We start from the raw sequence: 22,096 nt of genomic DNA on the forward strand, positions 1-22,096 counted from the left end.
CGCTCGACGACGGGGACCGGGTAGGTGGACTCGACGATCGGGTCGACCGTCCGGACCCGAGGACACGGTCGATCGTCCGGACTCGACTTACGAAACCGACACGCCTTCGATGAACGTTTCGACCAGCTTTCGGATCCCGTCGCGGGTGTGCTGGTGAAACGTCGCCGGTGCAACGTCGAGCGAGTCGGCCACGTCTTCGCCGGAACTGTCCCGCGGCCACTCGAAGTATCCCGCGTAGTAGGCGGTCTCGAGCGTCGTCCGCTGGCGCTCGGTGAGTCGCTCCTCGAGCGTCGTCTGGAACTCCCGCTTCGTGTGAATCGACCGCTCGCGCTGTTGTTTGCTGACGAGATCGGTTCGTGCGAACGTCGACTGGACGGCCTCGACGACGTTCCTGTGGTCGGCCGTCTGGGAGAACGCGGCGACGACGGTCCCCCTCCCTTCGGCGAAGGTGGCCGTGTGGACCGTTCCCCCGTACTCGGCCAGCGCAGTCGCCAGCGACGATCCGGCGACGACGAACTCGACGACGGTGCCGCCCTCGTGTTCGGTGATGACGCGTGCGTGTTCGATCCCGCGATCCTCGTCGGCGAGTTCGAGTACTCGGTCCGGTGAATCGCCGGAGACCGTGAAATACTGGAGATACGAGCCGTCGGATTGTGACGTGATACCTTCCATCTCGAACTCGACCTCGAGTTCGTCCGACGCATGGACGAAGAACACGCCCGGGTCGTGGATACCGAACTCGAGTTCCACGATCGAGTCGGTGAGCAACGCCTCCTTCCGTTCGACCGCGTTGATCGCGAGCCCGATCGTCTTGCCGAGTTCGTAGAGCACGGCCTGTTCCCGGACGCTGAACGCGTTCGCGCGCGAGGAGTACGCGAGGAGGACGTCGTAGACGGTCTCCTTGTAGAGCAGCGGGATCACCGCGGCGGACGACTGGTCGCTTCCGAACAGCCCATCGTCGATGGAGTCGGAAACGGCGAGTTCCGACGGGAGATCGTCGAAGTTACGGACGAGTTGGATATCGCCCGATTCGACCGCCATCGATATCGCGTCGACCGCGTCGATCTCGAACGATCGATCGACCGACTCGGTACGGAGTCCGTCGCCGGTCATCGGCGTGACGTCACGGATACCCGTATCGACTTCGCCGATCCACGCGGCGTGGTACAGTTTCGAATCGGTGAGCGTGTCGCAGACCTGCCGCTCGATCTCCTCCCTCGTGGCCGCCTGAACCAGCTCCTGATTGACCCGCCTGATGACCGTATTGATCCCGTTGAGCGTCTCGAGTTCGTCGCGCTGGCGGCCGAGTTCGAGTTGTTGCTCTTTCACTTCGGTGATGTCGTCGATGACGCCGACGAACCGGTACACCTCGCCGTCGTCGTCCTGCAACGGGAAGGCGAAGCTGTCGACCCACCGGACGGAGCCGTCGGGCTGGACGAGGCGATACTTCTCCTGAAACCTGATCGCGGTGCCCCCGTCCGGCGGCGCCTGCGTCACTTCGTTCACCGCCGATTCGACCCGGCGCCGATCCTGGGGGTGGACGGCCTCGAGATGGTTCAGCAGGGTGTCGTACACCGAGTCCCGCGAGCGACCGGTGATATCCTCGTAGGCGGGGTTGATGTACAGGACCTCGCTCAGATCCGCGTCGGCCATCCAGATGGCGCTGTTGATGTTTTCGGCGATCTGGCGGAGTCGAGCCTCGCTCTCGCGCAACCGTTTCTCGCGTTGCTTTCGATCGGAGATATCCGTCGCGATGACGACCGCCTTCTCGACGTCGCCCTCCCGGTTCTGGATGGGGGCGATGCTGAGGGCGGTCCAGACGCGTTCGCCGTCGGGCCGTTCCAGTCTGAACTCGGAGTTGAGCACGCGCTCGCGGTCCTCGAACACTCGGCTCAACAGATCTTCGGGCTGCACCTGTTGGCCGCTGGCGCCGTAGAACCGACGCTGAGTGACGTCGAGCGTCTGGCTCGTGATCTCTCCGATCGTCAACCCCAACAGCTCCTCGGCCTGCTCGTTCACGCGGGAGATGTCGCCGTCGGGCGTGATCACGCCGATGCCGACCGGGCTCGTCTCGAGGATGTGTTCGATCACGTCGCGTTCCTGCCGGAGCGTCTCCTCGCGCTCCTTCCGGTCGGTGACGTCCTTCCCGATGATGACGGCTTTCTCGACGTCGCCCACGCGGCCCTCGATCGGTGCGATACTGATCGACAGCCAGACCCGACTTCCGCCGGGATTCTCGAGCCTGAACTCGGAGTCGAGGACGCGCTCGCGGTCGTCGAACACGCGACTCAGCAGGTCCTCCGGAGGGATTCCGCGGCCCGTCGAATCGTACAGCTGTCGCTGTGACACGTCGAGCGTCTGGGTGGTGAGTTCGTAGTCGGTGAGTCCGAACAGCTCTTCGGCTCGGCCGTTGACCCGGGAGATGTCGCCGTCGGGCGTGATCACGCCGATGCCGACCGGGCTCGTCTCGAGGACGTGTTCGATCACGTCGCGCTCCTGACGGAGCGCCTCCTCGCGCTCCTTGCGATCGGTGATGTCGGTCGCGATGATGGCCGCTTTCTCGACGTCGCCGGCGGCGTCCGTCATCGGCGCGATGCTGATGGAGGCCCAGACCTGATCACCCTCCGGTCGTTCGAGGGTGAACTCGGTGTCGATGACCTGCTCGCGGTCGTCGAACACCCGACTCAGCAAATCTTCGGGCGACACCTGCCGCCCTTCCGAGTCGTACAGTTTTCGCTGGGAGACGTCGAAGGTCTGGCTCGAGAGTTCCTCCATGGTCAGGCCGAGCAACTCCTCGGCTCGGTCGTTGACCCTGGAGATGTCGCCGTCGGGCGTGATCACGCCGATGCCGACCGGACTCGTCTCGAGGACGTGCTCGATCAACCCCCGCTCCTGTCGGAGTTCCTCGGCGCGCTCCCGCCGGTCGGAGATGTCGCGAACGATGCCGACCGTTCCCCGTATCGAACCGTCGGAGCGGAGCACGGAGACTCGCGCTTCACAGGGAATCGTCTCATCGTCGACGGTGCGTGCGTCGAACTCGACGGTCGCGGCCCGCTCGCCCTCGGCGTCGAGGGGGCTCTCGAAGGCGTTCAGGAACGTGGCACGATCGTTCTCGCCGACGATCACCGACGCGTGTTCGCCCAGCAGGTCGTCCCGCGAGTAGCCCAATTGTTCGACGATCGTGTCGTTGACCATTTCGAAGCAGCCGTCGCGGCCCAGTTGATAGATTCCGTATCCCGGCATTCGGGTGATCGCCTCGTAGCGGTCGATCGTCACCGCCTCGGCCTCGCGATCGCTCGAGGCGCGAACGAACACCGCGGAGAGCTGTTGCCCGTCGAACTCGACCGGCCGAGTATCGGCGCGAATGCGGACCTCGCCGCCGGCCGCGTGCCGGACGACCACGTTTAGCCGGTCGTGTTCGCCGTCGAGGGGCACGCTATCCGAGCGGTCGTCGTCGACGACGAGATCAGCGAACGATCGACCCACGAGGTCGTCCGGCGAGTACCCGAGCACGTCCGCAATCGTCTCGCTGGCGAAGGCGACGGTCTCGTCGGCGTCGACGACGATGGTATCGACCGGCGCGGTTTCGAGTACGCTTCGGAGGAATCCTGGGCTCTCGAGTTCCATACAAGCCGTAACGGCCACCATCCGTGAATAGATAGCAGTATGTATTCTTTCTAGCCGGTTCCGGAGTCGTTTCTCGTAGACGCCGCTTATTCCACTGAATATCTGTTCAGTACGGCCGCATGAGAGCGGTCGAGTCGATCAGATTGTACTGTTGTCGAGTGACGAAAGAACCGGCTGCGATCGCTCGGTTCCGGATCCGTCACGCTCCCTGTGGGACTCGTTCCGATCGATCCGTACGCGAGTCGTGTGTCGACAACACGACACAGTACGAAATATCGGGCGAGATCTCCGCCCACGGTATTTCGTTCCGTCAGCCGTCGAAGAGGCGGATTGCAGTCGCTGGCGGGACTAGCTCGCGCGAGGGAAGTTATCGATCGTCTCCGCGCGGAACGCGTCCTCGTCGAACTCGTACTCGCCGTCGAGGAACTCGAGAACCTTTTGCGTGTCCTGTAGCGCGTTCTTCAGACACGTCGAGGCACCCGGCGACGGCGTGATGTTGAAGATGATGTCGTCGCCGACGAGTTTCGCCTCGCCCATGTCGAGGGATTTCGTCTTCGTGTCGACGATCTGTGGCCGGACGCCACCGTACCCCTTCGCGCGTTCGATGTCCTCGAGTTCGACGCTCGGGACGACCTTCTGAACGTGCGGGAGGAACTGTCGCGGGCCGACCTCGGGGACGTCGTAGACGAGGTTCCTGAGGACGTACGGCAGAAGAATTCGATCGGAGAGAATGTTCCCGTAGCTCAGAAACGCCGCCGCGTTCAGTCCGAACACGTCGAGGAAGTCCTTCACGGTCGAGATGCGGCCGCGCTCGAGCGTCGGGACGAGTTTCGCGGTCGGTCCGAACCGGGTGACGCTGTCGTCGTGGACGTCCGCGTCGCCGTGAACCGCGGCGAAGGGCAACTTCTTCATCTGGAGGGTGTAGACCTTCCCGTTGAGGAGGTCGTCCGCGAGGAAGAAGCTCCCGGCGATGGGGAGCAACACCTTGTCCCGACCGTAGCCGAGTTCCTTCGCGATCTGGAGGCTGTGCGAGCCGGCGGCGACGACGGTCGTGTCGCAGTCGAACCGACCGTTGTTCGTCTCGATCGTGTAGCCGTCGAGCGTGGGCGTGATGTCTCTGACTGCCGCGCCGGTGAAGACGTCGACGTTCGGTTCCTCGTCCGCCTGTTCGACGAGCGAGCGCGTCGTCTCGCCGTAGTCGACGACGTAGCCGTCCGCGGTCTGGAGCGCGAGCATCTCCTTGGCGGGGTCGCGGCCCTCGACGACGTTCGGTTCGATCTCGGCGATCTCCTCGCGGCCGATCGCTCGAAGCTTCGGGAAGAGGTCCCCGAACCCTTCCTCCTCGTAGCGACGTTCGAGTTGCTCGACCTCCTCGTCGCCGACCCCGAGCACCATCTTGCTCCGCTTGTCGTGCATCTCCCGGTCGGGGTCGTGGTTCTCCAGATAGCCCGCGAGGAGTTCCGCTCCTTCCTTGACGTCTTCGGCCTTCTCGAGCGTGTAGTTCGTCTCGATATCTCCGAAGTGGAGCGTCTGAGAGTTGTTCGTGTGGTCCGTGTTAATAGCTGCAATCGACGGCTCCTTCTCGACCAGCGCGATGGAGTCGATATCCGAGAACTTTGCAGTCGTGTACAGAAGGGAGGCCCCACTGATCCCGCCACCGACGATAACGAGGTCGTATTTGCCAGACATGATTGGTTCTGTTATATACCCTACCTGGACCACACCACTCCGCACGGATAACTCATATTTTTTCGAACCGGTTTTCGGTAATCGACGAACGGCGTATCGACAATCCCGATTTCGGCCGACGAATCGCGACCGAGACGAGTCGTTCGACGGGGCCGTCGCTGCGGAATCAGCTACCGTATAGGTCAGAAGCGTGATGTATCCGTAGCGGGCGCTCGCCGCGGACGACTGACGCTCCAAAAACGGTACCCGCGACTGACCCGCAGTGACATCGCCGGTATCGTCTCCGTCCGCCTGAGGGCACGGGATCGCTCCGATCATCGGACGTTCGGACGGAGTCGCGGAAGATCCTCGAGTCGATCGGCTACACGGCCCAGGAGACGAGTATCGATCCGAATGCGATCACGCTCGACGAGGACGTGATGACCTCCTCGACGTCACGGCGTTCGACGGCGCGCTCAACACGAACGTTCCGCCGTCCTCGCCGGGCTGGGCGTCGTGATCGGTGGAATAGCCGCCTATCCGCTCTGTCGCGCCTTCCCACCCTGGGATCCGGAATCTGCTACCGATCGTTTGTTCGACAGACAGCCGATACGGGTTCGAGACGGAAGTACACGCGCCGTCGAATACCGGATATCACGACTCCGCGCCGGAGGCGTCTCTTCGTACGACGGGATGCCGGGATGACCGCCGTCTCGTTCTACGGAAGTGTCGGTGGGATGGTCGTCAAACAGTGAGCACCGAACATCTGCTGTAGTCTCTCTACCGGCCCACTGGAGTTTGGCAGCGTCGCCTCACGCTCGAGCGCCGGGGAGCGCCACGAAGAACGTCGATCCCGCTCCACCTTCGGACTCGACCCAGATCTCCCCGCCGTGGCGGTCGACGATCCGCTCACAGAGGGCGAGTCCGATCCCGGTTCCCTCGTATTCCGCGTGGCCGTGCAGGCGTCGAAACACCTCGAAGATGCGATCGTGGTGCGCCGGATCGATCCCGATTCCCTCGTCACGGACTTCGAGAACCCACTCTGGTCCGTTCTTCTCGGCGACCACCGCCACTCGCGGCCGTCCGTCTCCGGCGTACGTGATCGCGTTACACAACAGATTCTGGACCACCTGTCGAAGCTGGTCGGGATCGCCGTGGACTCGAGGCAGCGACGTCACGGTGATCTCGGCGTCGGTTTCGTCGATCTTCACTCGCAGATCGTCCAGCACGTCGTCGAACACCGCGTCCAACTCGACCGGCCCGAACGAGTCGCCCCGCGTCTCGACGCGAGCGTACTGGAGCAGGCCCTCGATCATGGCCGTCATTCGATCGGCGCCGTCGACGGCGAACTCGATGAACTCCCGGCCGTCCTCGTCGAGTTCGTCGCGATACCGTCCGTCGATCAACTGGAGGAAACTCGAGACCATTCGCAACGGTTCCTGGAGATCGTGCGAAGCGGCGTACGCGAACTGCTCGAGGCGCTCGTTCGATTCTTCGAGGGCTCGTTCCCGTGCCTTGCGCTCGGTGACGTCGCGAACGACGCCGATCGTCCCGTCGTAGTCGCCGGCGTCGGACGTGAGTGGGGTGAACCGACTTTCGGCCGGGAGTCGCTCGCCGTCGCGTCGCAGAATCTCGGCCTCGATGGTCGCGGCATCCGGACCGTCTACCGTCTCCAGCGAGTGTTCGGCCGCCTCGGTCGACACCTCGTCGCCGACCACGAGCGAACAGTGCGAACCGAGCAGTTCCTCGCGCGAATAGCCGGTCATCTCGACGTAGGCCTCGTTGACGACGGCGAACCGGTACTCCTCGTCGAGGACGTAGATGCCGTCCTCGACCGTCTCGACGATCGTCTCGTACTGCGATAGCTTCTGCGCTCGTTCGCTCCGAGCGGCGATCGTACTGACGTCACGAACGACGCCGACGGTCCCTCGCAGTTCGCCACCGTCGACGAGCGGATTGAACCGCAACTCGCAGGAGAGCGAGTCGCCGGTCGCCGTCTCGATCTCGAGTTCCAGCGTCGGCGGATCGGCGTCGGTCTCGAGCGTCCGCCGAATCTCCGCCTCGATACGCGAGACGTCGTCGTCGGAAAGCAGCAGTGAGACGTGTGCGCCGAGCAGTTCGTCTCTGGAATAGCCGGTCGCCTCGACGATGACATCGTTGACGGCGACGAACCGGCCGGACGGATCGAGTTGATAGATGCCGTCGTCGATGGCGTTGACGAGCGCCTGAAACCGCTGGAGCGCAACGTCGCGGTCCGTCTCCGTCCAGAAACTCGGTTCCGTTGCCTCCGACCGCTCACTCATTGACTCGTAGTGGCTACTGAGATAAATAACCCCTCGTAAACTTGCAGTCAGTTTGGGTGCGAGGCCACCAATGGCGGCTATTCGAGCGTACGAACGGCCGTTCCGATCCCGGCTAGACTCGAGTTAGTTGTCGTCCGAACTCGAATCGCTCGAGTCTCGTCTGTCATCACCTGCCGACTCTTCCGCGACAGGTTCGGCTGGTTCGCCGTCGGCTGATTCGCGTTCCGCCGCCTCGGCATCGTCCGGTTCTGATTCTCGATCCGCACGGTCGCTGAGTTCGGTAATCGTCTCGATCACTTCGTCGACCTCTCCGCTGACCGTCTGTTCGACCTCCTTGCTTACCGTCTGTTCGACCTCCTGGCTCACCGTCTGTTCGACCTCCTTGCTGACTGTCTCCTCCACCTCCTTGCTAACCGTCTCTTCGACCGTCTTGGCCACGTCTTCGCTGACGGTCTCCCCGACTTTCTCGGCTACCTCGTCGACTTCCTTGCTCACCGTATCGCTGACGGTCTCCTCGACCTCTTTGCTGACCGTATCGCTCACCGTCTCTTCGACCTCCTTACTGACCGTCTCCTCAACCTCTTTGCTAACCGTGTCGCTCACCGTCTCCTCGACTTCCTTGCTGACCGTCTCTTCGACCTCCTTGCTCACGTCCTCACTAACGGTCTCCCCGACTTTCTCGGCCACTTCGTCGACCTCTTTGCTGACCGTCTCCTCGACTTCCTTACTAACCGTGTCGCTAACCGTCTCCTCGACCTCCTTGCTCACGTCCTCGCTAACGGTCTCACCGACTTTCTCGGCCACTTCGTTGACCTCCTTGCTCACCGTGTCGCTGACCGTCTCCTCGACTTCCTTACTGACCGTGTCGGAGACCGTTTCCTCGACCCGTTCGGCGACCTCGGACGTCATCCAGTCCGGGTCGAAGCGGGCCATCTTCCACGCGACGTGGATGATATAGGAGACTAACACGCCTAGCCCGAACGCGATACCGACACCGGTCCCGACCAGGAGAATGAGTGCGATCGCGGCGAAGATCATTACGCCGTACGCGAGGTCGACGACGAAATCGACTCGAGTCGGGTTCATCGGTCACAACCCTCGATCGATCGACTGGGTCCGCTTTCAACGTGCATTACCGAATATTGCGACTCCAGACGGGAATACCCGTCTACTCGAAATCGGGCTCGAGGACGGTACCGGGCTGCAGACGACTCCACTTCCCGTCACTGACGACACAGTCACCGACGAACTGTGGAGAGAGACGGCTCTCCGAGAACTGAATGGGTCCGACGAGCGTTTACGTGTACACCGATGATGTGAAACGTGGATTCGAAGGTAGTCAGTCGACGATGGGCGGAACGTTCCGGAGAGTACTCGCCAGAATATTACGCCTACTACGGGCCGAACGAGACGAGCGAGACGATCCGCAGTACGCTCGACGAGTTCGTCGACCGAGACGCATCTATCCTCGAACTCGGCTGCAGTTCCGGCCGTCACCTCGCACACCTTCACGAACACGGCTTCGACGATCTGTCGGGAATCGACGTCAACAACGACGCGTTCGACGTGATGGCGGAGACGTATCCGGCGCTCGCCGCCGACGGAACGTTCTACCACGACAGGATCGAAACCGTCGTCGACGACTTCGACGAGGACCAGTTCGACGTCGTCTACTCGGTGGAGACGCTCCAGCACCTCCACCCGGACGTCGAGTGGGTCTTCGAGGACCTGGCGCGGATTACCGACGAGCTCCTCATCACGGTCGAAAACGAAGGCGAAAGCGACGACGAACGGTCGGACGAACCCGACGTGACCTACGTCAACGACGAGTTCCCCCTGTATCACCGCGACTGGAACCGCGTGTTCACCGAGTTCGAGTTCGCCGAAGTCGACGTCGAGTCAGGCAAGCGGGATACGCTCCGAACGTTCCGGTCGACATCGGAGTGAACTGAACGCGGCTGTACGGGAGCTGGCAACGCGGATTTCGCACGTACCGACTCGTTGAACGAGACCCCGTGTTCGACCAGGGCGGCGTACCAATACCGGCGACGTTACCAACAGCTGAAAACCGCCGTACCGGCACGTCGAAGTGTCCCGAGTCACTGTCAGACGGCCTCGAGCCCATCCCCGACGACTGGGTGGTCACCCACGAACGGACCGATTCTTGTGGGTTCGGACACGAGAGAACGTATGAACGCGACACGGCTCGAGCTCCCGTCGGTCGGCCTCGGAACCATGGGTATCGACGATCCGGCGGTGATCGAGACGGCGCTCGAACTGGGCTATCGCCACCTCGACACCGCACAGATCTACGAGAACGAGGCCGTCGTCGGCGAGGGGCTCGCCCGTGCGCTCGAGGCGGACGTCGTCGAACGGGACGACGTCACCGTCGCGACGAAAGTCTGGGCCGACAGCCTCGCACCCGACGACGTCCGCCGGACGACGGCCGAGAGCCTCGAGCGACTGGGGCTCGAGACCGTCGACCTCCTCTACGTCCACCGGCCGATCGAGACCTACGACCCCGAGACGACCCTCCCCGCGTTCGACGACCTCGTCGCCGACGGCCTCACCCGTCACGTCGGGGTGAGCAACTTCACCGTCGATGAAGTCGAGCGCGCGCGCCGGCTCCTCGACGCGCCGATCGCGGCCCACCAGGTCGAGTACCACCCGCTGTTCCAGCCCGAGGACCTGCTCGAGCAGGCCCGCGAGCACGGGTTCCCGCTGGTCGGCTACTCGCCGCTCTCGGGCGGCCGCGTCGGCGACGTCGAGGAAGTCGTCGAGGTCGCGGCGAAACACGACGCGACGCCCGAAGCGGTCGCGATCGCCTGGCTGGCGTCGAAGGAGGGGCTCGTGACGATCCCGAAAGCGAGCGGTCGGGCCCACCTCGAGGCGAATCTCGAGGCGATCGCACTCGAACTCGATTCCGAGGATAGTGCGCGAATCGACGGCATCGAGCGGGAGAAAGAGCTGTTTCCAGAGTGACTAGCCTCTCGAGAACGATGGTCGTGTCTGGTCGTTCGGCTGCGACAACCGATGCGTAGCGGGACAGATGGATCGAAACGAACGAAACACGTCGATTGTGATGGCGATTATCCGACAACAACGGAGTTACAGCTGTCCGAAAATGCTCCCATCCGCGTATTTTCGTTCGTATTCTGCATCGTCCGCGATTAGCATGATGATTCCTTCGACGAGTCCGAGGAGGGCGGGGATGCCCGTCCAGAAAAAGCACAGATAGAGGACACCGTACTTGACATTTCCTTGGTAGAACTTGTGCGCACCGAGTCCACCGAGCAGAAGGGCGAGGATACCGGCGACGATTTTGTCCGAGTTAGTATCGCTGCTGGCGGAGTACTGTCTTACGCCACATTCCGGACAAATCTCCGCCTTCTCGTTGATCAACTCGCCGCATTCGATACAGTATTTCTCGTTCTCGGTTCGGTTCTCGTACCCCTCTTCGAGCGTGGTCGTCTGGTTGACGCCACAGCTCGGACAGAGTTCCGCGTTGTCGTCGATCCGGTCCCCGCAGTTGATGCAGTGTTTCATCGTGTTCTCTGGTAGGTCGTCACAGCAGTCGTAAAATATTATTCATACTTCGTTTCGTATTTCTGCGACAGAAATACGAGAGTGCCGGCGGTGGCCCCGTAGACGATTCCGACGACGGCGACGCGAAAATCGGACGCGAGAAACAGTTGGGGCAGACCGACTCCGTACCCGTATCCGAGCAGAAAGCCGGTGATCGTTCGAACGGCGTTGTATCCTCGGCGGTCGGTAAACGTCGTTACCGTCCAGTCGACGAGTGCAGGGAGCGGGAAAAGGAGGACGACGAGCAGGGCAGTGGTCGACGAATGTGCGAGACCGGACGCCAACAGCGAGGCGGCGAGCGCGACGAGTATCCCCGGATACAGTCCCAGACACCGCGCACAGAGGTGAATCCGTCTGCCGAAGAGTACGGGTGAGTAACACCGGTGCCGCTCGGACGGTACGTGATGTGACAAGAGATACGGCCACGTCCTCGCCAATCCCTTTCGTAACTCCGTCCGATCGATTCCCATACCGCATCCCATCGACTACGACGACTAAAGATTGTGCGTAACCGAACGAGCCCGTATCCGATGCGGGGGACTATCGCCCCCGGTCTCCACCGAGAATCTACCACCGACATCACGCTCAACGGGTAGTCACACCGTGAGTATCGCCTCTTCGACGATCGGTACTCGAGTGACGTCTACCGACCACATCGTGGAACCGGGAACGCTTTCGAGCGGGGATCCGCCAAATCGACAACTTCGACACTCACAGCTCTGGATCTGGCCACAGTACCGGAGGGTGTCGAGGCATCCGAATGCAAATTTTCGATTGGGGCGGAGTGCTACACGAAACGGTGCCTACGTGATACCCGAGCCCGTCGGTTCGTCCCGATATACCTCCAGCACGTCGTGTCGGAGGCCGTCTATCGAGATCGATAACACGCTCGTACAGCAGCCCGTCGGCGAAAATCCACATCACTCTACGGACCAGCAGAGAGCGGGAGTAACTCGAGCGAATCGGCGTGACCGAACTGGCCGCCCGGTTGCCCGGTCGACCGGATCGATCGCGTTTCTGCGGTCGGGTCCGTTTCGAAGTACTGCTCGAGCAGGGAGCGTTCCGAGTCCGCGTCGGAGAGTTCGTCGAAGACTCCAACGAGATCGTCGCTACTGAACGTCAGTGCATCAACCGGGCATACCGTCGTCGGCGCAGCGAGCGAACCAAGCGTCGACGACGCCGACGCTGACTCACGCTCGAGCGGACGCAACGTTTTGAGTCGCGACGTCATACGAGCCAGTAGATGGACGCCGAACGCTGGTGGCCACCGTTCGTCGAGATCGTGGCGCTCGTGTGGATCGCGCTGTTCGTCGTCGACGTCGCGATCAGCTTCGATCTGCTCGTCGTCTCCGAGTCGCTCACGGCGACAATTCGCGTCGCCCTCCGGTGGCTCCTCGTCGTGTTCCTCCTCGACCTCGTGCTCCTCTATCGGTGGTCGGACGACGCCCCGAGGGAATTCGTCCGCTCGAACTGGTTCCTCGTCCTCACCGTCGTCCCGTGGTTCCGACCGTTCCGGCTGCTCCGCATCGGTCGGTCGATCCGTACGCTTCGGCTCCTCACCGGATCACGCCGGATCGGCTCGTTCTGCAACAAGGTCCGCCGGAAGTGCCACAGCCTGTGGCATCGACTGCGCGGATGAAGAACTCGCCGAGAGCGGCAGCCACTCGTCGATCGGCCACCACGCGCTCCGCCCGTCTTCGGTGTCTCCGAGAGCCGCCGCGCGCTGGTAGTCGACGAACCGGACGTCGACGTGGACGGATCGACTCGTCCGGGAATCGATCTCGGTCTGGAGGTCCTCCGCCAGTCCCTCGTGCTCGAGGCCGCTCGAGCGACCCACGGTCACCGTCACCGAGACCTCGTCGCTGAACGCGCTCCCGTCGTTGTACTCGGTCTCGACGCCGGCGAGTTCCAGCGAACTGTACTCGTCGTCCTCGAGTACGTCCTGAACCTCGTTGTTCACCTGCTGTTCGAAGACGAGGTGCTGGTACGTCCCGAAGGCGGTCAGCGCGACGACGACCAGGAAGAACAGGACGATGACGGCGTACGCGCCCGAGCGCAGCGAGACGTCGGCGTTATCGCGGACGTTGCGGATGACCGACGAGCGGTAGCCGAGCGCGATGAGCGTGAGGTACGCGGTGAGGTTGATGAACACGATGTTCATCAGGAGCAGGACGATCCCGCCCGCGACGACGAGGGGCTCGCCCCAGGCCGTCCCGATGCCGGCCGCGGCGGCGGCGGGGACGATGGCCGCGGCGACGGCGACGCCGGCGAGGGAGACGGGGAGGTCGGTCGCGAGCGCGAGCGCGCCGGCGAACCCGGCTGCGATGGCGATGACGAGCGTCAGGAGGTTCGGCGTGGCGAACGCGCCCACCTGCCCGACGCGACCGACGTCCAGCGTCGGCTGGACGAACCCGGTCTGCTGGAGGAACACGCTCATCACGACCGCGCCGAGGTACGCGACGACGAGTCCCGTCACCTGCGACGTGGCGCTGTCGACGACCATCTCGCGGTCGCTGATGACGGCGCCGGCGCTCGCGGAGAGCGTCGACCCCGCGAACGGTGCGATCACCATCGCGCCGACGATGACGATGGCGGAGTCCAGCATGAGGCCCCCGACCGCGACGATGGCGCTCGCGATGGCGAACGCGAGGTACGTCGCCGTCTCCGGCGTCAGGTCCTTCGCGCGCTCGCGAATCTCGGCGTGTGATGCGCCGCGCTCGCCTTTCGGCCCCTCCACGTAGCGGTCCGTCAGCTCGTCGACGTTCGGTACCGTCGCCCGGTCGACGTCCGTGACGACGGTGTACGTGTCTTCGTCGAGTCCGGCGTCGTACAACCGCTCGAGGACCGTGTCTGCGGCGCCCGCCGGAACCGGAATTTCCGCCACACTCCCGTCCCGGCGACCGTCGGCCTCGCTGAAGAGGAACTCGACCTCCATCTCCGAGAGGGCCGTCCGTACCGCCTCGCGGTCCTCGTCGGGAACGAAGACCCGAATGAGTCGCATACCGATCGGTCGGAGCACACGCCTTTTACTAACGGCCTACTACCGGCCCGTAACCGCGAGCATATAGGGTACGACGGGACGGTTCGTGTTCCGTCAGTGGCAGGAACGATCGCGTGATGACCGGACCGATATCGGTCGCCGGAGAGGAGTCGCTCCAGTCGGACGACAACGAGCTAGATCCGGTACCGGAGGCTGGAGCAATCAATGGAAACGGATCGACGGACGTGTACTCCGATTTCGATGACTGTCTCGTTCGGACGAAGAAGTGTTATACACCTCTGTTACGTTATATATCGAATATGGCTGGACTCGTACAGCGAACCGCGGAGGGAATCGACAGCCTATCGCGATCGGTCTGGGACGACTCGAGTCAACTCGAGAAGGCGATCGTCGCCGTCATCCTCATCGTGACGGGGTTAGTGATCCCGGTCCTTCCGATCGTTCTGATCGCCCGACACATCGCCAACTGAGAGTGTGGCGTTGCGGAAGGCCACGTCGTCCGTCCCCGTCCCACGAGTATCGAATCGTGGGCGGCGTCCCGGGACCGCAACGGCCGTTACTCGCCCGGTTGGCGCTCCTCGTAGGGCTGTACGACGACAAATCCGTCCGTTCCGGAGAACTCGAGTTGATACGTCTCGTCCGAGGATCGTCCGATCATGTTCGAGAGCGTCCTGTCGACGTGGCTGCCCGGCGTGGTGCCGCTCCAGGCGACGGTCGCGCTGGGGTCGGTCCGGACCGGCGGTCGCAACACGAGCGGCTCGCCGTGGGTCGTGATCGCGACGCTTCCCGGTCCCACGAGGGAGACGTTGGTCAAGCCGCCCGCCGAGAACCCCGCGATGCTCTTGATGGTCCGGATCTCGTAGTTCACGCTCGACTCGAACGCGAGGACGTCGTTCCCGTTGACCGAAATCTCTTCGCCCGCGTCGAGTTCGAGGATCTGAATCTTCTTCTCCTCGTCGGCGAGGTAGAGGTGACCACTGCCGGTCGCTTCCATCACCGACGTACCCTCACCTGTCGTTTTCTCCTTCAGGAACCCCTTGATTCCGCCCTCGGCGGACGACTTCCCCGTGAACGAGATGTCGCCGCTGTAGGCGATCATCGACCCCGCCTTCGCGATCACCGAGCCGTCTACCGCGACGTCCAGCAGCTTACCGTTCTCGAGTTGGAATGCCTTTCCCCCTTCTTCGGGTTTGTTCGCGTCTACGAATTCGTCTACGTTCATGGAATCCGAGCCGAATCGGCTCTACCGGCCCACTAGCAGAGGGGTAATAAATAGTTGTGTATCGGTGACAATCACCACGCCAGTACTGACGATCGCCGTTCGAAATGATCGGCCGACTCAGTCCGACTCGTACTCGACGAGTTCGACCTCGAGTTCGAGGTCACCTTCCTCGGTGTAGGTGGCCACGTAGGGGGCGATCCCGCCGTCCGAGCCGCGGAGACAGCCCTGTTGGGAGAGTTCGCCGTCGACCGTCGTCTCGACGAAGGAACACCCGATCCCCGCGTAGGAGCGTTCCTCCGTGACCTCGGTGATCTGGGTCCCTTCGTCGGTGGTGGTCTGTTTGCGGTTGCCGACCGAGGGGTCCGTAAAGCCCATCTCGAAGTAGTAGAGCAGGGAGACGCTCTGAAGCGCGAGGACCGGCTTGTGAGCCGGTGTGAGGAACAGTTGGCCCGTCACCTCGTCGCCAGGAGCGGTTATGGTCGACTGATACTGCTCGTCGCCGAACTCGTAGTCGACGCTCGTGGTTACCTCCTCGCCGGCGTCCTCGATGTCGTACACCAGCCGCCCGGTGACCTGTTCGCCGGTCTGCTCGTCCATCCCGGCGAGGTCGAAGGCGTAGTAGCCCGGTCGACTCAGGTTGAACCAGTCGTCGTCCGCGTCGGCTCCGTCGCCGACCATCGAGCCGAGGCCGCCGTCGTCAGCATCGCCGCTGTCGCCCCCATTGCCGCCCGTCGCATCGTTCTCGCCGTCCTCGAGGTCACCCAGCCCGCCCATTCCGGTACAGCCCGCGAGGGCGACCGAGAGGACGACCGCCAGCGTCAGAAGGGTGCGGGCAGTCAGTTTCGTGTTCAACAATCGATCCAGTCCGGATTGTCCGTGTGATTCGTCCATGTGTCGTGTCGTCGTTCCGTTCTCAGTTCGTTTCGACGGCGAACGACTCGACGATTCGCGCGGCGAGTTCGTCGAGGCCGTCGTCGTCGTTCCAGTCCACTCCGAGGACGTAGCCGGTCCCGCCCTCGCGGACGAAGAGGTAGGTGAGCCGCCAGCGCTCGCCGTCGGGCTCGCCCCAGTAGGCGTAATCGACCACCCGACCCGTCCCCCCGGTCCCGAGGAAGACGTCTCGCCGACCGAGACGCTCGATCGCCCGGATATGCTCGTCAGTGGCGAGGGCCTCGAGAAAGCCCGCGACGTAGTCCGCCAGCGTGAGGGCGACGCCCTCGTCGACGGAGACGGTCGCGCCGGCCGAGCTCGTCCGGTCGTCGAACGACGCCCCGCCCGCCGGCTCCGTCTGCGCGGACCAGGCCGTCGGATACGCGAGCCGGTAGCAGTACTCGTCGTCGGCGTACGTCTCGAACGACAGTGTCGATCCTGCTTCGTCCATCCCATCGTCGCCGAACCCGTCCGCTCGTCCGTCGCACGCTCGTCCGGCCGCATTCGCCGTTTCCTCTCGGTTCGTGGGCACGCCTTCGCCTCAGACCAGTTTGTCGGCGATCCCTGCGACCACGGGCAGGCGAGTAGTCTTGCCCTGGTAGGTCGTGACCATGAGGTAGGCCCAGATCGCGAATCCGCCGAGCGCGAGTCCCAGCCAGACTAACCCCAGGAACAGCGAGACGACGCTCCCGATGAGGAACGTGCTCGTACTGGCGAACATGATCGTCGTGAGGACGGTCCCGACGATGCTCACTGCGATATAAGCCAGCAGAAACAGACCGGAAACGACCATGCTCTGGGCGGCGTGAAACCGCACGAACCGGTTGTCTCCTTCGATCAGGAAGAAGATCAGTCCCGTGACGAACCCAAACAGGTACGAGAGCGTCCCCGCGACGTTCGGGTCGAGTCCCGATTCGGTTTCCGCTGGTTCCGCCGTAGGTTCGGCCTCGATATCGACGTCTTGTGTATTGCTTGCCATTGGTGGTCACGGTGAGGGGATCCGACTCGTAGCGCCCCTCGCCAGTACCAGTCAGGTGGAGCGACAGTCAATTATACGAACCGAGTGGGATCGTTTCGGACGGTGAAATCGTCTCACGTCGTGGGACGACGTTCGGCGGGCGGCTCCTTCCGTTTGATCTGACCGCAGTATAAGCGAGTTGCCGGATCGCTGACGCGGAATCGACGATGACCAGTGGACTTAATATCATCATGAGTTGTTTTTAGCGTGTGAATGGATACCGAGGGACTTATCGAACTCATCAGGCAAAAGCCGGTTCTCGACGCGTTGCGCGAGGAGGGCGGGATAGATCGGCGAGAGTTAGAGCAGCACCTGGACGTCTCTCGGTCGACCGTCCACCGGTTCACCCGATCGCTCAGGGACAGCGGCTTGATCGAACGCACCGGTAGCGAGTTCGTCCTCACGCCGCTGGGTGAGGTGACTGCCGAAGAGGTCGCCGAGTTTCAGTCGACTCTCGAGACAGCGTGGGAACTCGCCCCGATCCTCCGAGCGACCGCCCCTCACGACATCGACATCGATCTCGAGGCGTTCGCGGGTGCGACAGTGACGACCGCTGCGCCCGGGAATCCCTATCGTCCGGTGAATCGATTCATGTCGCTGGTGAAAACGACCGAGACGTTGCGGGGTCTCGACCCAGCCTCCATCAACCCGCTACACGTGGACGAGTTGTACGACCGCATCAACGCTGGGATGGAAACCGAGGCCGTCTATCCGTTGACAGTGGTCGAAGAACTCCTTACGTCGAACCCGGAACGGGCGCGTACAGCCATCGGGAGCGGAAATCTGACGTTTTGGGTCCACGACGACCTCCCGTTCGGACTGACGCTCTGTGACGAACGGATCGGAGTCGGCGTCTACGACGATGAGACCGGTCTGTTGCGCACGTACGTCGATACGGATTCGCCAACCGCACGCGAGTGGGCCGAGGACGTCTACGCTAGATACTGCACCGAAGCGTCTCTCCTTACGGAGGAGATCGACCTCTCTCGATTGCCGTCCGGTTCGGCAGAGTCCAGCGGGTAACGCGCCTGATAGGGCTTGCGACCGTCGACGCGGGAGGGACGAGAAACTGCCGGGCACCCGTTGGTTTTCGAACGGACTACCTCGATCGAAACCAGGTATCCACGCTGATATGTGCGGGCTGTGGCGTACTGCGGTGATCCCGCCATCATCTGCACCGATGGTACTCTCTCAGCCGGTGTGGGCGAAGCGTACAAGCGGAACACTCGGGGATACCGCACTTCGATACTGAAGCCATCAACTGTCCAGATTTTCGTGGAAGAACGAGGAGTAATGCGTGTAAACCGGTGGCCTCGGCACTCGAACAGGAACGAATTACGAGTATCGCACCACAGAGTCCGGGTGATTCGAAGCACAGCGAGATAGACTGAGTGATATCGATCGACCGCTACCTGCTCGATTCTAACCCCTACCACATCTCGAGACCGACAGCAGATGGTGCCGATCAGTATTGGGGTTTGAAGGCGAGTTCGTCGTATTCGTACGAGTAGGAGTTGATATCAGCCGCATCACAGCGTGACCTGAGGTCGGCTGGTAGCATGTCCGCCTGGTCGTCGAATTCCTTCTCGAGATGTTTGCAAAACGCAATAGTGATCTCTCGGTCTTCGTCGTTATCTTCTGCAACCTCGAGAACCACTGCGAGATCCGGATCGGTATAATCCGGTTTGATGACGTAGTCACCCGGCGTAAAGGGGTTCTCCGCGTGTTCAAGATTTGTGTGTTTGTAGGTGTAAAGCTTGATATCCTGGTCATCACAGTAGGATGCGAGCTTCGCTGGATGAATTTCGCGCCAGTTTCCAGGACCGTCATCGAGCATATTCGGAAACGCGACACTGACTGCTTCGCCATCCATCGTCTGCCCGTAAAGATTGACGTCCTGTTCCGGTGGGAGTACCTCCACGACCACCGCAACTGATGCATTGGTATCTTCCGCTTTCACCACCCGATCGCCGGGTTTGAACGGGTTCTGCGGCTTCTGATTCATGTGGGCCGTGTTCGGCCCCAGATCCTGTAACTCGTTCATCGGACGTGCAGCGAGATGCGCAAGTTTCTCCGGTTCCTCACCGGAGTATGCCGCCTGCGTTTTGACTTTCGACTTGAGCGTCTCAGTTCGCTCCCATCCGAGGAGGATCAACGCGTCTTCGTTGTCGCGATGCCAGACCATCACGATGATATCGTCGTCCGGATCGTTCTCGAGCATGTTCGCCGGACGAAACGCAGAGACGTCCCTCGAGGTTTTCACGTCAATTTCGTAGCCGAAGACCTCGAAGTCGTAGCCGGAGAAACTCTCGGAATTACAGCGTCGGATGGCTTCCTCGTTTTCCCACTCCCACATCTCGACGGGGAGGTATTCGCGACAGAATTGCTCGAATGCGAGTTCACCGAGATTTCCGATCCGTTTGACATCTAAATCGTCTGCTCCCTGAATAACTGCCTGGTGATGAGCACGTTCTCTATCGATTTCGTCCGGTGTATAGAGATACATTACAGTCCCATTATCTGTTGGTGTAATGTACTTTATGGACTACTCAGTTCAGCGCAGAAACTGGTGAGGAAGCGGATTACCGAAGAAACGAAAGATACCCGACTGACGGGTTTTGCAGATCATAGCATCTGTACGGAAAATAACTGCGAGTAGCTAGTGGCTGATTTGATAAATAGCCGGTGAACAAGGGTTGAAGCGCGGCAGTACTCGTGAAATCCGATGTAAGTGACGGCGCAGGTCCACTGTCAGAGATGAGGCCTCAGCACTCACGACGTGTCTACTATCCATAGTGAATGTGATTAGAGCTGCGATAGGCGCCGCTCGATCCGTTACTGCTCGTCCAGCATGCGGATACCGCGCTCCACGACCGCCTCGGTCACGAAGAGACTCGTCTCGCGCTGGAGTGCCCGCATACGCGATACCGCTTCGTCTCTATCGAGCAATCCGCGGCCATAACCGAGCGCAATGACACCGATAGAGCCGTGTACTTCGATGCCGGCTTCGGATGCCGCTTCGCGTGCCGCGAGGTCGTCGGTCAGTAGTACGACCTCGCGCTCGTTTGCGACAGCTATCGCAGCGCGTTCTCCGGCGTCCAGGTCCGCAGCTCCGATCCGGCGCTCGTCGGCTTCGACGAGTTCGTACGAGAGGCTGGGTAGCCCGTCCGGAACGCCACCAGCCTCGATCTCTCCGTACACCGTCTCTGGAACGAGGAGCGTGTCGAACGCATCCAGCAACTCGAGTGAATCGATTTCGACGAGGTGTATGAGCGGTCCCGTGTCCGAGACGGCCGCGAGCGTCACGCGTTCATGCCCCAGCCGACGTCCTCCTCGATGACCGCTCGCTCCTGTTCGACGCGCTCTACCTTCGTCCGACCGACATGTTCGATAGCCACCTCACGTTCGAGTTCCCCGTCAAGGTACTGCGCGAGTACGAGATCCTCCCAGAGATCTTCGAGACCCCGTTCGAGGGCCCGCTCGAAAACCTCGGATTCTGGAAGGCCGCGACCCTCCGCGATCTCTCGGACCCGGTCGGAAATATCTGCGGCCATACCGTGCGATAAGTCGGCAACGTTCTTAAATCCGTGTCTGACTGTCCAGTGAGCGCGCGACCGGGCCCTCTGTCAACTGTAGCCACGACCGGATACGCTCAGAGACAGTGTCTATCGACAAAAATCGGTGGCCTCTGCACTCGAACAGGAACGATGTACATGTACCAGCGAACTCGAGCAGTAGATAATGGCATGATTTCTTTATTCAGAAATAGGGCTGATGTGAATTGGGCGGTTCGGTAACTACGTGGGCAAAGTGAACGCTCGAGTACTGAGATCAAAGTGGACGATCAGGCAAGCAGGTGAAAGGCCAACAACTTTTACGACTGTTTTGTGAGAGGTCTGTATGTCGTATACCACCGCGGTTCGGGGGTGGTTTGTTGCCGACGATGACGTCATCTATGAGTGTCGAGATTGTGGGACAATGCTTGAACCGACCGATTGGAAGTGTCCGTCCTGTGGATCGGTTGAAATCGCGGAGTACGACGACGCTATTCTCCAGTGATTGCTCATCCGTAATTCAGAGCGAGACTCAGAATATTACTGCTACACCGTGTGCTTTCCCTATACCGAACGAATTTTCAGAACCAAGTCTAATAAATAAACGTGTTACCAACTACTGCGAGATAACTAGGATTCGTAAGATGCCTGGACTACAACCTTACCGCTCCCACGCACGTCGACATCGTATCCAGCATACTGGAACGATACTGTAACAGGTTCAGGCCGAGACGTAAGCAGATCGTTCAATGCTTCAGGATCGATTGCCTCATAGAGTGGCGGCAGTTCAACCGGGTCTGCCCCCTCAACTTCTGCAACTGCTGAGACAACTGCAAATACCGGTGTATTCTCCGAATCTTGGTTCCACTCACTTGTGATAGAACTTAGTGAGTTCTCTGAAACTCCTATCGTGTTATTCTGGGCGCTCATCTCAGGCATTGACAGCTGTCCCACAACCCGACATAAAAGGCTTACCAAATCACGTGGGAAGCAGCATTACTGGTTATGGTGTTCAAGCGTTTCCATCAAACTCCTTTTATCAGGTTTCCTCTCACATACATGATACGACATTAAGAATATTGGATCTCCCGTTTATCAAAACATCTGTAGAGGTACAAATCGAACATCAGGAAGACTTGACTCTCGCTGAAGGACGTCTATTGGTATCACCCCCCAATATCTATTAGC

The 22,096-nt window shown here is 61.3% G+C and carries 21 protein-coding genes; 5 read left to right on the forward strand and 16 right to left on the reverse strand.

Translation table 11 applies throughout. The features are described 5' to 3' along the window. Window positions 1–87: 87 nt before the first annotated feature. The 4 genes from ACSFC7_RS23715 to ACSFC7_RS23730 form a co-directional block, all read right to left on the reverse strand. Window positions 88–3,627, reverse strand: coding sequence for a PAS domain S-box protein (locus ACSFC7_RS23715; RefSeq protein ID WP_436345521.1), 3,540 nt, complete (start codon window positions 3,625–3,627; stop codon window positions 88–90). A gap of 348 nt (window positions 3,628–3,975) precedes the next feature. Next, window positions 3,976–5,316, reverse strand: coding sequence for an FAD-dependent oxidoreductase (locus ACSFC7_RS23720; protein WP_436345522.1), 1,341 nt, complete (start codon window positions 5,314–5,316; stop codon window positions 3,976–3,978). A gap of 791 nt (window positions 5,317–6,107) precedes the next feature. Continuing rightward, entirely contained in the window at window positions 6,108–7,598 is a 1,491-nt protein-coding gene (locus ACSFC7_RS23725; protein WP_436345524.1) for a sensor histidine kinase, read from the reverse strand. A gap of 123 nt (window positions 7,599–7,721) precedes the next feature. Beyond that, window positions 7,722–8,684, reverse strand: coding sequence for a hypothetical protein (locus ACSFC7_RS23730; protein ID WP_436345526.1), 963 nt, complete (start codon window positions 8,682–8,684; stop codon window positions 7,722–7,724). 237 nt (window positions 8,685–8,921) lie between these two features. Here ACSFC7_RS23730 and ACSFC7_RS23735 point away from each other — a divergent pair, with 237 nt between their 5' ends. Both ACSFC7_RS23735 and ACSFC7_RS23740 read left to right on the forward strand, forming a co-directional pair. After that, window positions 8,922–9,545 (forward strand): class I SAM-dependent methyltransferase, encoded by a 624-nt coding sequence (locus tag ACSFC7_RS23735; RefSeq protein ID WP_436345528.1) that lies wholly within the window; start codon window positions 8,922–8,924, stop codon window positions 9,543–9,545. Between the two features lie 243 nt (window positions 9,546–9,788). Next, entirely contained in the window at window positions 9,789–10,580 is a 792-nt protein-coding gene (locus tag ACSFC7_RS23740) for an aldo/keto reductase (protein ID WP_436345530.1), read from the forward strand. Window positions 10,581–10,706: 126 nt separating this feature from the next. Here ACSFC7_RS23740 and ACSFC7_RS23745 read toward each other — a convergent pair whose 3' ends face one another. From ACSFC7_RS23745 to ACSFC7_RS23755, 3 genes are all read right to left on the reverse strand, one after another. Further along, window positions 10,707–11,144, reverse strand: a complete 438-nt coding sequence (locus ACSFC7_RS23745; protein ID WP_436345532.1) for an NINE protein — start codon at window positions 11,142–11,144, stop codon at window positions 10,707–10,709. A gap of 38 nt (window positions 11,145–11,182) precedes the next feature. Continuing rightward, window positions 11,183–11,653, reverse strand: coding sequence for a DUF2085 domain-containing protein (locus ACSFC7_RS23750; RefSeq protein WP_436345534.1), 471 nt, complete (start codon window positions 11,651–11,653; stop codon window positions 11,183–11,185). Between the two features lie 455 nt (window positions 11,654–12,108). Next, a complete protein-coding gene (locus ACSFC7_RS23755; protein WP_436345536.1) occupies window positions 12,109–12,414 on the reverse strand; it encodes a hypothetical protein in 306 nt (101 codons plus the stop codon). A 12-nt stretch (window positions 12,415–12,426) separates the two neighbouring features. Here ACSFC7_RS23755 and ACSFC7_RS23760 point away from each other — a divergent pair, with 12 nt between their 5' ends. Further along, entirely contained in the window at window positions 12,427–12,822 is a 396-nt protein-coding gene (locus ACSFC7_RS23760; RefSeq protein WP_436345537.1) for a hypothetical protein, read from the forward strand. On the opposite strand, the gene ACSFC7_RS23765 is transcribed toward ACSFC7_RS23760, so the two are convergent. After that, the gene (locus tag ACSFC7_RS23765; RefSeq protein ID WP_436345539.1) at window positions 12,748–14,184 is read right to left on the reverse strand and encodes a DUF389 domain-containing protein; all 1,437 of its coding nucleotides are present in this window, start codon (window positions 14,182–14,184) and stop codon (window positions 12,748–12,750) included. The two genes, ACSFC7_RS23760 and ACSFC7_RS23765, sit on opposite strands and share 75 nt — an antisense overlap. A gap of 299 nt (window positions 14,185–14,483) precedes the next feature. Here ACSFC7_RS23765 and ACSFC7_RS23770 point away from each other — a divergent pair, with 299 nt between their 5' ends. Further along, the gene (locus ACSFC7_RS23770) at window positions 14,484–14,654 is read left to right on the forward strand and encodes a hypothetical protein (RefSeq protein ID WP_436345541.1); all 171 of its coding nucleotides are present in this window, start codon (window positions 14,484–14,486) and stop codon (window positions 14,652–14,654) included. An 86-nt stretch (window positions 14,655–14,740) separates the two neighbouring features. Here ACSFC7_RS23770 and ACSFC7_RS23775 read toward each other — a convergent pair whose 3' ends face one another. The 4 genes from ACSFC7_RS23775 to ACSFC7_RS23790 form a co-directional block, all read right to left on the reverse strand. Continuing rightward, window positions 14,741–15,406 carry an AIM24 family protein gene (locus ACSFC7_RS23775; RefSeq protein ID WP_436345542.1) on the reverse strand — a complete coding sequence of 222 codons (666 nt, stop codon included), beginning with the start codon at window positions 15,404–15,406 and terminating at the stop codon, window positions 14,741–14,743. 117 nt (window positions 15,407–15,523) lie between these two features. Then, on the reverse strand, window positions 15,524–16,297 hold the full coding sequence (locus ACSFC7_RS23780; RefSeq protein ID WP_436345543.1) for a hypothetical protein: 774 nt from the start codon (window positions 16,295–16,297) through the stop codon (window positions 15,524–15,526). A gap of 22 nt (window positions 16,298–16,319) precedes the next feature. Beyond that, window positions 16,320–16,868 (reverse strand): hypothetical protein, encoded by a 549-nt coding sequence (locus tag ACSFC7_RS23785; RefSeq protein WP_436345544.1) that lies wholly within the window; start codon window positions 16,866–16,868, stop codon window positions 16,320–16,322. Window positions 16,869–16,877: 9 nt separating this feature from the next. Beyond that, complete coding sequence (locus ACSFC7_RS23790) at window positions 16,878–17,315, reverse strand: DUF4870 domain-containing protein (protein ID WP_436345546.1); 438 nt, start codon at window positions 17,313–17,315, stop codon at window positions 16,878–16,880. A gap of 252 nt (window positions 17,316–17,567) precedes the next feature. Here ACSFC7_RS23790 and ACSFC7_RS23795 point away from each other — a divergent pair, with 252 nt between their 5' ends. Then, window positions 17,568–18,377, forward strand: a complete 810-nt coding sequence (locus tag ACSFC7_RS23795) for a helix-turn-helix transcriptional regulator (RefSeq protein WP_436345547.1) — start codon at window positions 17,568–17,570, stop codon at window positions 18,375–18,377. 442 nt (window positions 18,378–18,819) lie between these two features. Here ACSFC7_RS23795 and ACSFC7_RS23800 read toward each other — a convergent pair whose 3' ends face one another. The 4 genes from ACSFC7_RS23800 to ACSFC7_RS23815 form a co-directional block, all read right to left on the reverse strand. Further along, window positions 18,820–19,860, reverse strand: a complete 1,041-nt coding sequence (locus ACSFC7_RS23800; protein WP_436345549.1) for a hypothetical protein — start codon at window positions 19,858–19,860, stop codon at window positions 18,820–18,822. A 329-nt stretch (window positions 19,861–20,189) separates the two neighbouring features. Then, window positions 20,190–20,660, reverse strand: coding sequence for a nucleic acid-binding protein (locus ACSFC7_RS23805; protein WP_436345550.1), 471 nt, complete (start codon window positions 20,658–20,660; stop codon window positions 20,190–20,192). Continuing rightward, complete coding sequence (locus tag ACSFC7_RS23810) at window positions 20,657–20,908, reverse strand: hypothetical protein (protein WP_436345551.1); 252 nt, start codon at window positions 20,906–20,908, stop codon at window positions 20,657–20,659. Before ACSFC7_RS23810 ends, ACSFC7_RS23805 begins: the two co-directional genes overlap by 4 nt. A 630-nt stretch (window positions 20,909–21,538) precedes the next feature. Next, a complete protein-coding gene (locus ACSFC7_RS23815; RefSeq protein WP_436345552.1) occupies window positions 21,539–21,847 on the reverse strand; it encodes a HalOD1 output domain-containing protein in 309 nt (102 codons plus the stop codon). Between the last annotated feature and the right edge of the window lie 249 nt (window positions 21,848–22,096).

This window comes from Natronorubrum halobium (assembly GCF_051351675.1).
Taxonomy (GTDB): domain Archaea; phylum Halobacteriota; class Halobacteria; order Halobacteriales; family Natrialbaceae; genus Natronorubrum.

What these genes read in the sequence shown, in the direction of transcription:
- ACSFC7_RS23715 (WP_436345521.1), bottom strand. Translation starts at nt 3,627, where the DNA reads ATGGAACTCGAGAGCCCAGGATTCCTCCGAAGCGTACTCGAAACCGCG.
- ACSFC7_RS23720 (WP_436345522.1), bottom strand. Translation starts at nt 5,316, where the DNA reads ATGTCTGGCAAATACGACCTCGTTATCGTCGGTGGCGGGATCAGTGGG.
- ACSFC7_RS23725 (WP_436345524.1), bottom strand. Translation starts at nt 7,598, where the DNA reads ATGAGTGAGCGGTCGGAGGCAACGGAACCGAGTTTCTGGACGGAGACG.
- ACSFC7_RS23730 (WP_436345526.1), bottom strand. Translation starts at nt 8,684, where the DNA reads ATGAACCCGACTCGAGTCGATTTCGTCGTCGACCTCGCGTACGGCGTA.
- ACSFC7_RS23740 (WP_436345530.1), top strand. Translation starts at nt 9,789, where the DNA reads ATGAACGCGACACGGCTCGAGCTCCCGTCGGTCGGCCTCGGAACCATG.
- ACSFC7_RS23745 (WP_436345532.1), bottom strand. Translation starts at nt 11,144, where the DNA reads ATGAAACACTGCATCAACTGCGGGGACCGGATCGACGACAACGCGGAA.
- ACSFC7_RS23750 (WP_436345534.1), bottom strand. Translation starts at nt 11,653, where the DNA reads ATGGGAATCGATCGGACGGAGTTACGAAAGGGATTGGCGAGGACGTGG.
- ACSFC7_RS23755 (WP_436345536.1), bottom strand. Translation starts at nt 12,414, where the DNA reads ATGACGTCGCGACTCAAAACGTTGCGTCCGCTCGAGCGTGAGTCAGCG.
- ACSFC7_RS23760 (WP_436345537.1), top strand. Translation starts at nt 12,427, where the DNA reads ATGGACGCCGAACGCTGGTGGCCACCGTTCGTCGAGATCGTGGCGCTC.
- ACSFC7_RS23765 (WP_436345539.1), bottom strand. Translation starts at nt 14,184, where the DNA reads ATGCGACTCATTCGGGTCTTCGTTCCCGACGAGGACCGCGAGGCGGTA.
- ACSFC7_RS23770 (WP_436345541.1), top strand. Translation starts at nt 14,484, where the DNA reads ATGGCTGGACTCGTACAGCGAACCGCGGAGGGAATCGACAGCCTATCG.
- ACSFC7_RS23775 (WP_436345542.1), bottom strand. Translation starts at nt 15,406, where the DNA reads ATGAACGTAGACGAATTCGTAGACGCGAACAAACCCGAAGAAGGGGGA.
- ACSFC7_RS23780 (WP_436345543.1), bottom strand. Translation starts at nt 16,297, where the DNA reads ATGGACGAATCACACGGACAATCCGGACTGGATCGATTGTTGAACACG.
- ACSFC7_RS23790 (WP_436345546.1), bottom strand. Translation starts at nt 17,315, where the DNA reads ATGGCAAGCAATACACAAGACGTCGATATCGAGGCCGAACCTACGGCG.
- ACSFC7_RS23795 (WP_436345547.1), top strand. Translation starts at nt 17,568, where the DNA reads ATGGATACCGAGGGACTTATCGAACTCATCAGGCAAAAGCCGGTTCTC.
- ACSFC7_RS23800 (WP_436345549.1), bottom strand. Translation starts at nt 19,860, where the DNA reads ATGTATCTCTATACACCGGACGAAATCGATAGAGAACGTGCTCATCAC.
- ACSFC7_RS23810 (WP_436345551.1), bottom strand. Translation starts at nt 20,908, where the DNA reads ATGGCCGCAGATATTTCCGACCGGGTCCGAGAGATCGCGGAGGGTCGC.
- ACSFC7_RS23815 (WP_436345552.1), bottom strand. Translation starts at nt 21,847, where the DNA reads ATGCCTGAGATGAGCGCCCAGAATAACACGATAGGAGTTTCAGAGAAC.